This window comes from Candidatus Pantoea multigeneris (assembly GCF_011752615.1).
Classification (GTDB): domain Bacteria; phylum Pseudomonadota; class Gammaproteobacteria; order Enterobacterales; family Enterobacteriaceae; genus Pantoea; species Pantoea multigeneris.
Genome location: NZ_VWXF01000003.1, coordinates 57,458 through 71,589, shown reverse-complemented (window position 1 = coordinate 71,589; position 14,132 = coordinate 57,458). Strand labels below are relative to the sequence as shown.

The window sequence follows — 14,132 nt, the reverse complement described above, 5'->3', positions numbered from 1 at the left end:
TGATTTGCAAGAACTAGTCCGGCTGATAGCGGCGAATGCCGTTAGCGTCAATCTCGGCGCTGTAGGGAATGTCTAACAACCACTCTTCAATCCTGTCATGCAGTTGGGGATCGCTCAGGTGCAGTTTACCGCGCAGCGCACACTCCCAGATAATCAGGACCTTCCAGTGCTTCTCTTCTAGCTGCTGAATATAGCGTTTATCACGCTCGACGTTGCTGTTGATTTTACCCGCCCAGAAGCCGGTGCGCGTTTCCGGCAGCTTAAACAGGTAACAGTGATGTCGATGCCAGAAACAGCCATGCACAAAGATAATCGCCTGATGGCTGTGCAGGACGAAATCGGGTCTGCCGGGCAGGGTTTTATCCTGTGCACGCCAGCTCAGCCCCGCGTTGCTTAACAGCGCCGCCACGCGTTGTTCGATCACCGTGTCCTGTTGGCGAATAGCACGCATGTTTTTACTGCGAATGTCGCGTGAATGCACATCTGCCATGTTGACCTCTGGGTTTGGCTTTGCAGGATGACCTGATAACGAGACACCGGAATGTCACCGCAGGCGTTGACCGCAGACTCGCTAAGCACCAGTAAAAGACTATAGCCGAAAAAATGCCCGGATTGACACGTCAGGGAAACAGCATGGGAGGCCGATCGGAAGAAAACACGGAGAGCGAGCCTGCAAACAGGCCCGCGAGTAGAGCAGAAGAAACCACCGCGCCTGAATCAGTCAGGGCGGGAAGGCCAACGTGGTTACTTTTTCTTTTTTGACTGCTTTTTCAGCAGCGCGCGCAGCTGTTTGATTTCCGCTGCGCTGAAAGGGGATTCTGCGGCTTCTTCGGTATTCTGGTTGTCAACTTCCGGCTGGGCCTGCTCTGAGAAGCTTGCCGTCAGGCGTTCTACAATCTCCTGGCTCATAGAGACCTGCTTGTCCAGTGCCAGTTGTTTAATCTGTTCTTTTAACGCAGGATCAATCTTGATCGTCAAATTAACGTTGTCACTCATTCCACTACTCCCTTGGTTTTTATACTCAACCTAGCGGAACGGTGTGATGAAAAGAAGACTGTCATAAAAATTTAATATTTCTCTGTCATCCAGGCGCGAAGTCACGCAGCACGGACTCATCAATGCCGGTCATGTCTCCTTGCAGTTCTGCACAGATTTTTGCCATGTAACCCACTAAAAAATGGGCATTATGTTGTGCCAGCTCGCGCCCTGCTGCCGTCTGCATTGTGGCAGGCAGCCGCAGTAATTTCGTCTGGAAATGATCAAGTGTCCAAAGTACATCGTTCAACTCGCGTGATTTCCCTAAGGGATCTTCACTGTTAAACAACGGACGGCCCATAACCCCTGCGGTATAAAACACCCGGGCCAGACCAATCGCGCCCAGCGACTCCAGGCGATCGGCATCCTGCACAATTTTGGCTTCCAGAGTCACCGGTGTGATGGCCGCGCTGAAGCTGTGCGCCTGTACCGCATGGGCCACGCCTTCAATACGATCTACCGGGAAATCCGGGAAGGTTTCCGTCAATACCTGACGGGTTTTTTCTGCTGCATAGGTTGAAGCAAGCCGACGTTCAGGGTGGTTCTTTGGCAAATTCACCACATCATGGAAATAGCAGGCCGCCAGGACAGTGAGTGCGTCAGCATTGCTGTTCGCCATGATCTTTTGCGCACTGCCCCACACCCGGCGCAGGTGGCCGATATCGTGGGCCTGATCGTCATGCACCCAATTTTGTTCCATCCAGCGCTCAAAGCGGCTTTGCCACAGTGTCAATGACATGCTTGTTCTCCCTGTACTCGTGATCAACATCATAACGATGCAATGATGACAATTTTTTTACAGCCAGATGTACAGCCAGAAAAAATCATCCCGCTTTATCGGTTATAGCCTGTTCTTTTGCCCGCCGATACCGTCACTTCACAATCCAGGATTTACTCCACAGGTGAAGCCCCGTTCTTTATTTAGTAGTGCTAATGTTTTTCACTCAACAAAATTGGCCTGAATGACGGCGTTACCCCACAAAAACCAGGTCATGTTTCCACCTAATCTATTCTGATTTTGCCTGGGGGATTTCCTAAAGGGTTCCCATTTGGCGCGCTATCACGTACTGTATCCGGGATGCGGAACCGGTCAAAAATCTGGACGATCACCGCAATTTTCCAAACAGATAATTTGTTAACATTACACACAGCTTTCTCCTGCCTGTTAGCCGATAAAATATTAAGCAAAATGATTCAAACACATTATGCTAAAGCTGTAACACACAGGCAGTAGTCCATTTCAACCTGTAACCGGGTTGGATTTATAACAAGAGGTAGAACATGAAAGAACGGCCAATTCTTTTTTCAGAACAGCGAGTTAGAGCCTTGCTGGCTGGCCAACAGACCCAAACCCGGCGCATCATCAAGACGCAATCCTTTGGCCCTGGTCAGGATCATCATGAAGGCGTCCACGCTTTTGACGTCAGTGCCAATCATCTGCAGGGTTATAAGTTGATGTCGATGGAAGATGTCAGCCAGCACTGCCCGTTTGGCAAACCCGGTGACCGACTGTGGGTGCGTGAAACCTGGCGTGGGCCGATCATCCCCCAGGCGCGCGCGGCAGAGTTTGATAACGACCCCGAGTATTTCCGTCAGTCTGCTTTTTGTCAGTATCGTGCCGACAGTAATGAAGCCGGGCTACTGGTACAAAGCTCTCCCGAAGCCGATCAGTTTGGCTGGCAGACCGCCATTCATATGCCCCGCTGGGCCAGCCGTATCGATTTGGCGATTACGTCCGTCCGGGCAGAAAAGATTCAGGACATCAGCGAAGATGACATCATGGGTGAAGGGGTTCAGACCGACAGCCATTTTCTCAATAACTTCTTTACCATGAACAGCGCCAGCGAGTCGCCAAAAGAAGCCTATCGCAAAGCCTGGCAAAAGCAGTACGGTGCCACCAGTTGGGAAGTGAACCCATGGGTCTGGGTGATTGGTTTTGAGCTTAACCACAATAAGCCCGCCTAAAACGGGACTGCTTCTGGGTTAAAGGAGATAAAAAGTCGCAGCAATGTGTATTTTTTCAACAAGTTGCATTAAAGCTAGCCAGTTGAATGATAAACTGTTTTTTGCTGTTGACACCCAGAGCACGCGCCATTAATATGCGCCCCATCGAAACGATTCCTCTGTAGTTCAGTCGGTAGAACGGCGGACTGTTAATCCGTATGTCACTGGTTCGAGTCCAGTCAGAGGAGCCAAATTTAAGAAACCCGCTCAGGGAAACCTGAGCGGGTTTTTTGTTATGGCTGATGTCTGCGCAGTTATGCTAAGGTCCTGCTATGGGATTTATGCTTTTCTTATCACTAGTCATCTTTTGACTGTTTAGCATATTTTTATCAGTCTGTGAGTTAAAATTATACTTATCATCTTTAGACGATTTTGATCCATGGTCGAAAACTTTAAAAGTTCCACCCGAACTACCCTGTTTACTTCCCCCTGAAGTCTGTTTGCATTTATTTAACTTGTCAGAATAAAGGACACACCCGGAAAATTTCCCAGAATCATTAGCAAATGACTCTAATGAAATTAGCATTATTACTAGTATGATACATTCATTACCCCTCCAATTTAATTTATTGTTAATCATCATGGTGACCTTTTGGTGTCGATGAAGGATCAGAATCTTTTTGAACATTTGGTGGAACTACATTAGTCGAACTCATATAACTTCCGGCATTATGTTGGTAAGTATAAGGAGTATAAAGCGCATAGACTATTATTATGCCTCCAGTTATTACACCCAAAACACCGGGCGTTCGTGTCGATAAAGAAACTTTTGCTTTTACTGATTCATTAACTTCACCATTGATAATGTGAGTATCTTGCCCAGAAAAAAATGAAATTGATAAACCGCCAAAAATAACTGCTCCGCCCATCAAAATACTAAGTCCTCGTAAAAATTGAGCACCCAGCATTCCTGTACCTGTTAAGGCCATTAACGGGTCTTTCTTTAACCCTTCAGTAAGTATAGAAATTTCATTTTCCAACATATAGCAAGCATACAAAATACATAAAACAGTTATCAAACCAAAACCTAATACAACAATCATCCACACACGCGACTGCCAGACAGGAAAAACATTGTTAAAACGTCGCCTTTCGACAAAAGGTTGATTGGGGTTCGTTGCATCAGCAGCATTCTGTTTATTCATTTCTTCTGACATAAAGACCTCGTAAGTTAATAAAATCACTGCGTGATTTGACCAAGGTTCTTTAAAAGAAATTTAGCTTTCATCCCATGAAAGGCTTTCTTTTTTTGAGCAGATAAAAGGGCCAGAATTTGGATTGTTGACGCAAGATGGCCAGCGGCTAGTCAGGCAGCGATTTTTTGCAATCCAGGCGATAGAAACACTATCACCTTGGTTACCGCCTAATATCCTGTAATTATTATCATCTTCACCAACATAGAATCCGACATGGCCTGATACTCCCTCTTTAGATTTCCGCCAAAACACCATAACGGCTCCAGGTGTGGGTTGTGCATCTACGCCAAAATTTTTCCATGACCGGGCCAGTAATGGATTTGTCGGTAAGGACTCATCCTGTAACGTACTGCCAAGGCAATGAGCAACAAATAATCCACACCATGGAATTTCATCGTCTGGGTAGTGAATATCCAGGTCATTTGCCCAGTCAAGAATGATAATATTTGATCCCGGTCCTAATTGTTCTCTTACTCCTAGCAACCTTCTCGCTTCGTTCAACCAAACCAGATCAAGTCGAAAAACAGATTGCTGAGCAGGGAGGTCCACATTTTGCGACGGGAAAAGCGCAGCGAGCGTTTTCTTTCCCGGAATACCATCAACAACGAGATTATTTTTATTCTGAAATATTTTCAACGCATTAATTGTTTTTCTACCATAAACACCATCAATAGGACCAGGATCGATATTTAATGCTTGTAGTCGTTTTTGTATCTCACTTATTTTAGGCATAGAAAGGTCCTCACTATTATAAATAAAAGTGATCGGGCTGTGTGGAGGTAAATCTAACTCATGAATACTAAAATGGCTGTAATGTTATGTCAAAGTATTACAGCAGTGCGGGTAATGTCAAACATATCATTTTTTAATTAATCCCCATCATACTATTTAAAAATCATTGTATTAGCGAAAATACCATTTTAAATATCGCATTAAAGAATAAAAAGAGAGATTTGTTTTACATGCGTGACAGTTTCAATGGTGAATCATCTGTATCGCAGATTTGCTTCTTTGAATACGAAGATGACTTTCACTATTTTTCAATGCCATAGCTTATTTAGCCAATAGCATTACCCTCTGGCCAATGGGTTATAAAACCGAAATGTTTTACTATTTATCGGACATTCAAACCTGCAACAGGATTAATATCACATTAGAACTAATAGATTGTTGATGTTATGCCTATCCCCTACGCCACAGGCTCGGGCTTACGCCATAGGCCCGCTTAAAAGCATGGCTAAACCAGGTGGCATCTGAAAAGCCCCACATAAATGCCAGTTCGGTGATGTTTTTATCATGGAAGGCGGGATCGCGCAGGCTGCTGGCAATACGCTTCATGCGCTCCTGCTGGATATATTTCGCGGGCGTGCTGCCATGCAGGGAAAATAGCCGCTGTACCTGCCGCCGTGACACGCTGAAATGGCGGGCGATCAAATCCGGGCTGAGTTGTGGGTTATTGAGGTTGGCATCGGTAAAGGCCTGCATACACTGCCAGCGCTGCTGGGTTGAGGCACTGCTCGGTAGCGCAGCGGGATCATCATGGGGCGATTGCTGCCAGCTGGCAGCCACTAGCGTCAGCAATACCTGTTGCAGTGATTCCTGAGCCCCCTGCTGCTCGCCGAACTCATGCAAATAGTCGTGACAGGACTGGCGAATCAGGTCGCGCAGCATCCTGCCGCTCAGGGTCTGACAGCTCAGCTTACGAAACAGCGAACCAGAATGATTGAGCAACTGCTGTAATTCCGCGCGGGGGAGATGAATAGAGGCGTGGGTAATCAGCCCTTCAGGCACAATTTCACACGCATTGATGGTGTCCAGTAGCAGGAGCTCGCCCTGCCCAAGGTGGCATTTGGTATCACCTTGTTCAATCCAGCTTTCGCCTTGCACCTGATAAACCAGGAAACAGTGCGCATTATCATGCGCTGGTGAGCCCGCAATGCGCCCGGCGTTAGTCCGAATCAGGGTGAAACCGATCCCCGCCAATTCGCGGTACACAATATCGCCGATAAACAGCGAATGTGCATGCGCTGGCTGGGCGTGAAAGGTGCCGCATACCTGCCGCAGAGCAGAATTCCACGCCATAACATCCGTGGTATGACAGGTTGCTGGCAGCATCGCACTCCCTCAAGGGTTATAACGCTGGCAGCTGATGCTGCCAGCAGACGAACACATCAGTGGCGAATAATCACTGATTTCAGTTCGGTATAGTCATTAATAAACGCAGAACCAAATTCGCGGCCAATCCCGGAAGCCTTCGCGCCACCAAAAGGCACTGCCGGATCGAGGAAGGTGTGCATATTCACCCAAACCGTACCCGCTTCAATACGTGGAACATAGTTCAGCGCCTTACTCAGGTCGCTGGTCCACAAACTGGCCGACAAACCGTATGGCGTGTCATTGAACAAACGCAGCAACTCTTCTTCATCATCATAGGCGTAGAAAGTGGCAACCGGGCCGAAGGTTTCCTCATTCAGTAAGCTGGCACCGGCGTCCGTCACGCGGATCACCGTCGGCTTAACAAAGTAACCCGGCCCTTCCAGGGACTCACCACCATACACCACTTCATCCCCTTCACTGCGCGCCTGGCGGAAGAACTGATTAATCTTGTCGAAATGCGCCTGATTGGAGAGCGGACCGAACTGCGTCTCCTCATCCATTGGGTCGCCAATTTTCAGGGTTGCCAGTGCCTGTGAAAGCTTTTCCAGCGTCTCATCAATGCGTGAACGGTGGATAAAGAAGCGCTCACCCGCGGCACACACTTGCCCCTGATGAACAAAACCGGCTTCAAGAATACCCGCAACGGCGGTATCCGCATCGACATCCGGCAGGAAACCCACCGAGTTTTTGCCGCCCAGTTCAAGCGTTGCGCGGGTCAACTTCGCTTCCATGGCGCTGCGTCCAACCGCAATCCCGGTTGGCACTGAACCGGTGAAGCTGACTTTGTTGGTGCCTGAATGTGCGATCAGTTGACGCCCGGCATCGCCGCCGCCACACACTACGTTCAGCACACCGTCCGGCAAGCCGGCTTCGGTCGCCAGCTCCGCAATACGCAGCATAGTTAACGGCGTAAACTCACTGGCCTTGATGATGCTGGTACAGCCCGTTGCCAGCGCTGAGGCAAACTTCCATACCGCAATCATGATAGAGAAGTTCCACGGCACAATCCCCACCACCACACCAACAGGTTCACGACGGGTAAAGGCGCTGTAGCGCTCGCCGTTAAAGGAAGGCAGTGACGGGGTGATGGTTTCACCGTTGATACGTGTTGCAGCGCCAGCATAGTAGCGCAGGAAATTAACCGCCTGATCCACCTCGAAAGCACGGGAAATCTGGATAATTTTCCCTGACTGGCTGGTTTCGATTTGCGCCAGTTCTTCGCGGTTTTGCGAAAACAGATCGGCCAGACGCAACAGGAAATTGCCACGTTCAGCCGGAGTAGTCTTCGCCCATGCGCCATGAAACGCACGACGGCTTGAGGCCACTGCGGCATCCACTTCCTCGCTGGTCGCATCTGCGATTGAGGCGATAGGCGCGCCGGTTGCGGGATTCACCACCGCAATACGCGCACCGCTGCCCGCCACGGCTTTACCATCGATAAAGTGGCCATGCTGACGGGCCAGGAAGGCTTCAACCTGCGGTAATAATGAAACAACAGCCATATTGATAACTCCATACTCAAAGAGGTTGACCGACCACTGCAAGGTGCTCGAGCGGAAAATTACACTTCGTTATTTAAAGATTGCCCTAAGTTGGCATACTCAGCAGGACGATAGCGCCGTAGCCAAATGGCCACTAATGCGCCGTACAGTGCGATAAGCACCAGGCCTAACGGAATCAGCCAGTCCAGCACGGGAACGCCTCCCGTCAGTAAATCCATGTTCATAACAATCAAAATCACCCCAAAGCCCATGGCACCGATCGCCAAAACGGGAGCGACTAAACGCTGCCACAGGTTGGTATGACGCCGGTTACCTTTGAAGTAACCAATCACTGCACAGGACGTCAGCACCTGTACGCTTAGAATGCCCAGTGCTGCTGGCGCACTGCCTATCGGTAACAGCCCGGTCATGGGATTAATATGGTGTAATCCACAGGCCAGTAATAGAACAAAATGGACAAGACTTAAAATCAGGCTGGCCAGCCACGGTGTTTTGTGACGCGAATGCAACTGGGCAAAGTGTGACAGGAATACGCCCTCACGCCCCAGCGCATACAGGTAGCGCGACAGCGTGTTTTGCAGGCTAAGCACAATGGAGAACAAGCTGGTAATCAGCAGCACATTCATCACCACGGCAAGCCAACCGCCCACATTGCGTTCAGCCGCGATGAACCACACATCTCCCGGATGGGCGGTGACCTGCTGCAAAATGTTTGACGGGCCAAAACTCAGAATGAGCAGCCACGAGGAGCACACCAACAGTGCGGTGATCAGAATCACGGCAATATAGGTGGCGTTAGGCACCGTACGTTCCGGATTGCGCGCCTCTTCTGAATAAATCGCGGTGGTTTCAATTCCCATAAAGGAGCTGGCGACAAAGACAAACACCGCCCCCACGCCGTGCGACATAAAGCTTCCCACGGTAAAGGATTCGGTACTGAAACCCGCGGGTCCCCCACCGTGCAGTATACCCCCGAGATCAAACAGAGAGATGACGATCACTTCCAACGTCATAAACAGGCCCAGCGCTTTGCCATTCACCGCGACATTGCGCGTGCTGAGCAGTTGCACCACCAGCACCACAAACAGGCTGCAACACCACCACGGCAGTGAAAGCCCCGCCAGCCCCAGCCCGTGAGCGAGGAAGAAACCAATCATGCCGTAGCAGGCGATTTGTAATCCGGCATAGGCCACAATCGCCAGAAAAGCGGCTGCGGTGCCCGCCGGTCTTCCCAGACCATTGGCTACGTAAGCATAGAACGCACCGGTATTGCGGATGTAACGACTCATCGCCACAAAACCGACACAAAACAACAGATAAACACCGCCAGCGACCAAGTAGGCGCTGGGCAAACCAATACCGTTCCCTAATAAAATCGCCGTGGGTGCAACGCCCACCAGTCCTGTCAGTGGACCGTTGGTCGCCAGCACAAAAAACACCAGGCTCCATAGGCCGATTGCATTACGATTCAGCCCATTGTTGGCTGTCGTGACATTATTTGTCATTCTCTGTTTTCCCTGTCCCCTGCCATGCAAAACGGGCACCTGAGTGCCCGCTGCATGTTGTTACGCTGGTACTACTGCGTAGTAGTGCTTGGTGTAACCGGCTGAAACCACTTCCCACAGCGTGGAAGTGCCCGCAGTGATGAACCAGCTGTCACCTGCCTTGTAGAAGTGGGTTTCACCGGTGGATTCATCGGTGATTTTGACTTCACCCCAGGTGATAGTGGCCTGCTCATCAAACGGATAGACCAGACGATAGCGCCCTTTAGTGGTGCCAAAGTAACCGGCGTTGATCGGGTCTGTTGGCGCACCGTGGGTCGGCTTAACGTAGAATTTCACGTCGCCACCTTCAAAAATGTCTGCACCTAGCGCGGCCAGGCTGCCCGCTTCGTGTAAATCGGCCAGAGTAATGCCGGACTGGAGTTTGGTTAAAGCCATGGAAAGATCCTCATAGTGAAAAAATGACAGGCTGACGGTGCTTAACGGCGACCGTGCAAATAGCCTGAAGACTGGTGAAGTATTTTGCCCAGAGAGCACAGCAGCGCACGGTGGCGATCTTTGCCAGGAATGGCCGGATGGCTGACGGCGCTGATCAGGCGATAGCGCTCAGATTCGCCCAGAATCCCCTCTGCCAGAATTTTGCAGATGATCTGACTGGGTGTGACGCCAAAGCCAGAGTACCCCTGGACATAAAACACATTAGGCCGCCCAACCAGCGATCCGATCTGCGGGAACAGGTTGGTGGTCGCCGCCATGGGGCCGCCCCACGCCAGATCGATCTCGACGTTGTCGAGGTACGGGAACACTTCCAGCATTAGCTTGCGGTTCCACGCTTTAAGATCCTGCGGAATGTGCTCAATTAAGGCAGTCGATGAGCCAAACATCAGGCGATTGTCGTTGGTCACACGGAAATAGTTGATAACAGGACGAATATCGCTGTAGGCACCGCGAATCGGGCTGATGCGGCGAATCAGTTCATCGCTCAGGGGTTCAGTCACCGAGTTATAGGCATAGACATTAATGGTGCTACGGTGCAGTTCTGGCTCAAGGTGATTGTTAAAACCATCGACTGCCCACACCAGTTTGCTGGCGCGAACTTTGCCCTTCGCCGTCCGGACTTCAACCCGGTCGCCATAGGTCACTTCCAGTGCCGGGCTGTATTCGAAAATCTTAACGCCATAGACGTCGCGCAGCGCCTGGGCTTCTCCCAGCAGCAGGTTCAGGGAGTGAACATGCCCGCCACCGCTGTGAAACAGCGCTGAGTGGTACACGTCAGAGTCGATGATCTGTTTAACCTGCGGGCCAGCCAGATAGCGAATGTCATAGCCTGAACCCAGCGACTTAAACTCTTTTTCCCATGCTTGCAGCGTTTTTGCCTGACGCGCGTTGTATGCCAGGTAGCCATAACCGCTGCAAAAATCGGCATCGATGTTATAGCGAGCGATGCGATCGCGCATGATTTGTGGGCCGACATCACTGAGAGCAAAAATCGCCTTCAGTCCCTCAACGCCGACATCTTTCTTGATGGCATCCAGATCGTGACCGATACCAGCCATCACCTGTCCACCATTACGGCTGGTACCGCCGTAGCCCAGATAACGCGCCTCCAGCACCACGGTGTTGGTAATGCCCTGTTCTGCCAACTCCAGCGCCGTGTGAATGCCGGAGAATCCGCCGCCGATAATCACTACATCGGCATCAATATCCTGTTCCAGAGAGGGAAAACTCAGCGCATACTTTTTGGTTGCTGTGTAGTAAGTCGCCTGTTCATCAACATGCATGCTTTTACCCGCCTTTTATCTTTCGCTTCAATCCCGAGGTGTTCAATCAAACGAAACACTGTTTGCGCCATTTATCGCATGTTGTCTGACAGGGTGCTTGTCTGGGAGAGACAGGGGGGTTGTGTTTTTGTGCCGAGGCAGGCGAAAGCGTGGAATATGCGCCAGGATTGTCGCGCAGCTCACATTTTTTAACCGGGGAAGAAATAAAAAAGGGCGTCAATCGACGCCCTTTAGGGAAGCATTAAGGCAGGATTACTCGAACTCGTTCCAGGAACGGCCATCACGGGTGATCATGGCAACGGACGCCACTGGACCCCAGGTACCCGCCTGGTAAGGCTTCGGTGCATCAGCATCTGCGTTCCATGCATTGATGATTGAGTCAACCCACGTCCACGCGGCTTCGACTTCATCGCGGCGGACGAACAGTGCCTGAATACCGCGCATGCTCTCCAGCAGCAGACGCTCATAAGCATCCGCCAGGTGCGACTGGTTAAAGGTCTCTGAGTAGCTTAAGTCCAGTTTGGTGGTTTGCAGTTTATGCTTGTGATCCAGACCCGGTACTTTGTTCAGGATCTCGATATCTACCCCTTCATCCGGCTGCAAACGAATCGTCAGTTTGTTCTGCGGCAATTCAGCGTAGGAGTCTTTGAACAGGTTCATCTCTGGGTTCTTGAAGTAAACCACCACTTCAGAACATTTGGTTGGCAGACGTTTACCGGTGCGCAGGTAGAATGGCACACCCGCCCAACGCCAGTTGTCGATATCAACACGGATCGCGACGAAGGTTTCTGTGGCGCTGGCTTTGTTGGCGCCCTCTTCTTCCAGATAACCTGGCACTTTACGGCCTTGCACGAAGCCCGCAGTGTACTGACCGCGTACGGTTTTATCGCGCACGTTGGTCTGGTCGATGCGGCGCAGCGAGCGCAGCACTTTCACTTTCTCATCGCGAATCGCATCAGCGCTGAGATCAGAAGGTGGAGACATGGCAATCATGGTCAGAATTTGCAGCAAGTGGTTCTGGATCATGTCGCGCATCTGACCCGCCTGATCAAAGTAACCCCAGCGACCTTCGATCCCCACTTCCTCTGCCACGGTGATCTGCACGTGGTCGATGGTGCGGTTGTCCCAGTTGTTAACAAAGATCGAGTTGGCGAAACGCAGCGCCAGCAGGTTCAGGACGGTTTCTTTACCGAGGTAGTGGTCGATACGGAAGACCTGGCTCTCTTCAAAGTACTCACCAACGGCATCGTTGATCTCTTTTGACGTCGCCAGTGAGGTACCGAGGGGTTTTTCCATCACAACACGCGCGGGCTTAGCGTTGAGTTTGGCGGTGCCCAGGCCCTGGCAAATCGCACCGAAGGTGCTTGGCGGCATGGCAAAGTAGTTAATGGTGGCGCGTTTTTTCTGATCCAGCATCTTACCGAGACGCGGGAAATGCGTGGTGTCATTAACGTCGAGGTTGCAGAAGTCGAGACGATTGCTGAGCTTATCCCACAGCGCTTCGTCAATCTTCTCTTTCATGAAGGTTTCCAGCGCTTCGCGTACCACTTTGGTATACGCCGCCTTGTCCCACTCCGCACGGCCTACGCCGATGATGCGGGTATCTTCATGAATTTGTCCTGCTTTCTCTAACTGGTACAGTGAAGGCAACAGTTTCCGGCGTGCAAGATCGCCTTTGGCACCGAATATAACCAGATCGCATGCCTGGGCTGTTTGTGTTACCGCCATTTTCCTCTCCTCGTTGCAGGATATACCCGAAATCGCAGGGCTGCGCATGTCGGGTCCATGTTGTAATTTTCTTTCAGCACAATGTACTTTTTTCCCTGCGCCAGGTAAACCGGAACACCCGATTCAGCAGGCAACTCTCCACATATTTCGTGCTATTGGTCAGTATCTCCACGCTGATGTCAGGGGGATTACGGCCTTTTGGCTCAGTGAAAATGAGCAACCTGAGCAGTATGGCAAAAAATGGTTGGGTGAGTTTATCCATCGCTGCTCGTCAACCAACAACCCGCTATATTCGCGCGGCGTTCATGGTTAAGATGCTTCAGACAAATAAGATCAATAATGAACATGGCCCTCCGTGAATGAACATACTGGAAAAAATTCAGGCGCAGCTTGATGCGCTAAGCAAATCCGAACGTAAAGTTGCCGAGCAGATCCTGGCACAACCGCAAGAATCCATGCACTCCAGCATTGCAACGCTGGCGAAAGCCGCACAGGTGAGCGAACCCACCGTGAACCGTTTTTGCCATCGCCTCGGCACCCGTGGATTTCCCGACTTTAAGCTGCAGCTGGCGCAAAGCCTGGCGAAGCGCCAGAACAGTTGGGTCAGCCAGGATGTGGAAGAAAATGACAGCGTTGAGCGCTACAGCCTGAAGATTTTCGACTCTGCCCTCGCGGGGTTGCATCAGGTGCGTCAGGAGCTGAATTTCAACGTGGTGCAACAGGCGGTAGCTCACCTCTCCTCAGCCAAAAAGATCACCTTCTTTGGCCTGGGTGCGTCTGCGGTGGTGGCGCATGACGCCTTCAATAAATTCCTGCGCTTCAATCTGCCTGTCATCTGGTCAGACGATATTGTGATCCAGCGCATGAGTTGCATAAATAGTCAGCCTGGGGATGTGATTGTGCTGATCTCGCATACAGGTCGGACCAAAAATGTGATAGAACTGGCTCGACTGGCGCGTGTAACCGGTTCCACTGTGCTGGCGGTCACCTCACCGGGCACACCGCTGGCCGCTGAAGCCACGCTGGCTCTTACTCTGAATGTGCCTGAAGATACCGATGTTTTTCTGCCAATGGTGTCCCGGCTGGCGCAACTGACCGTCATTGATGTGCTGGCAACCGGCTTTATTCTGGCACGCGGCAGTGACTTCCGGGAAAATCTGAAACGGGTAAAAGAAGCGCTGAAAGATTCCCGGCTCGAGAAGCATCGCTAATGAACATCAGATTTAG

At 50.8% G+C, this 14,132-nt stretch carries 13 protein-coding genes and 1 tRNA gene; 3 read left to right on the top strand and 11 right to left on the bottom strand.

The window, feature by feature from the left end:
- Positions 1-13 precede the first annotated feature (13 nt).
- From F3J40_RS09145 to F3J40_RS09135, 3 genes are all read right to left on the bottom strand, one after another.
- Complete coding sequence (locus F3J40_RS09145; protein ID WP_167013954.1) at positions 14-490, bottom strand: very short patch repair endonuclease; 477 nt, start codon at positions 488-490, stop codon at positions 14-16.
- 254 nt (positions 491-744) lie between these two features.
- The gene (locus tag F3J40_RS09140; RefSeq protein ID WP_167013951.1) at positions 745-996 is read right to left on the bottom strand and encodes a hypothetical protein; all 252 of its coding nucleotides are present in this window, start codon (positions 994-996) and stop codon (positions 745-747) included.
- A gap of 85 nt (positions 997-1,081) precedes the next feature.
- A complete protein-coding gene (locus tag F3J40_RS09135) occupies positions 1,082-1,774 on the bottom strand; it encodes a phosphohydrolase (protein ID WP_167013949.1) in 693 nt (230 codons plus the stop codon).
- A 542-nt stretch (positions 1,775-2,316) separates the two neighbouring features.
- Between F3J40_RS09135 and F3J40_RS09130 the strand changes: the two genes are divergently transcribed.
- Both F3J40_RS09130 and F3J40_RS09125 read left to right on the top strand, forming a co-directional pair.
- The gene (locus F3J40_RS09130; RefSeq protein ID WP_167013947.1) at positions 2,317-3,000 is read left to right on the top strand and encodes a hypothetical protein; all 684 of its coding nucleotides are present in this window, start codon (positions 2,317-2,319) and stop codon (positions 2,998-3,000) included.
- Between the two features lie 154 nt (positions 3,001-3,154).
- Positions 3,155-3,230: transfer RNA gene (locus F3J40_RS09125), tRNA-Asn, on the top strand.
- A gap of 381 nt (positions 3,231-3,611) precedes the next feature.
- Here the strand turns inward: F3J40_RS09125 and F3J40_RS09120 are convergent.
- From F3J40_RS09120 to zwf, 8 genes are all read right to left on the bottom strand, one after another.
- The gene (locus tag F3J40_RS09120; protein ID WP_167013945.1) at positions 3,612-4,196 is read right to left on the bottom strand and encodes a hypothetical protein; all 585 of its coding nucleotides are present in this window, start codon (positions 4,194-4,196) and stop codon (positions 3,612-3,614) included.
- Between the two features lie 60 nt (positions 4,197-4,256).
- Complete coding sequence (locus F3J40_RS09115) at positions 4,257-4,967, bottom strand: NlpC/P60 family protein (RefSeq protein ID WP_167013943.1); 711 nt, start codon at positions 4,965-4,967, stop codon at positions 4,257-4,259.
- A gap of 450 nt (positions 4,968-5,417) precedes the next feature.
- Positions 5,418-6,350: a transcriptional regulator FeaR gene (gene feaR / locus F3J40_RS09110; protein WP_167013941.1), complete on the bottom strand. Its 933-nt coding sequence runs from the start codon at positions 6,348-6,350 to the stop codon at positions 5,418-5,420.
- Between the two features lie 56 nt (positions 6,351-6,406).
- A complete protein-coding gene (locus tag F3J40_RS09105) occupies positions 6,407-7,894 on the bottom strand; it encodes an aldehyde dehydrogenase family protein (RefSeq protein WP_167013939.1) in 1,488 nt (495 codons plus the stop codon).
- 59 nt (positions 7,895-7,953) lie between these two features.
- Positions 7,954-9,399 carry an APC family permease gene (locus F3J40_RS09100; protein WP_167013937.1) on the bottom strand — a complete coding sequence of 482 codons (1,446 nt, stop codon included), beginning with the start codon at positions 9,397-9,399 and terminating at the stop codon, positions 7,954-7,956.
- Between the two features lie 60 nt (positions 9,400-9,459).
- Complete coding sequence (locus tag F3J40_RS09095) at positions 9,460-9,834, bottom strand: cupin domain-containing protein (RefSeq protein WP_167013935.1); 375 nt, start codon at positions 9,832-9,834, stop codon at positions 9,460-9,462.
- A gap of 41 nt (positions 9,835-9,875) precedes the next feature.
- Positions 9,876-11,177 (bottom strand): NAD(P)/FAD-dependent oxidoreductase, encoded by a 1,302-nt coding sequence (locus tag F3J40_RS09090; protein WP_167013933.1) that lies wholly within the window; start codon positions 11,175-11,177, stop codon positions 9,876-9,878.
- A gap of 252 nt (positions 11,178-11,429) precedes the next feature.
- On the bottom strand, positions 11,430-12,905 hold the full coding sequence (gene zwf / locus F3J40_RS09085) for a glucose-6-phosphate dehydrogenase (protein ID WP_017346509.1): 1,476 nt from the start codon (positions 12,903-12,905) through the stop codon (positions 11,430-11,432).
- 359 nt (positions 12,906-13,264) lie between these two features.
- On the opposite strand from zwf, the gene F3J40_RS09080 reads away from it, so the two are divergent.
- A complete protein-coding gene (locus F3J40_RS09080; RefSeq protein ID WP_017346511.1) occupies positions 13,265-14,116 on the top strand; it encodes a MurR/RpiR family transcriptional regulator in 852 nt (283 codons plus the stop codon).
- Positions 14,117-14,132 lie beyond the last annotated feature (16 nt).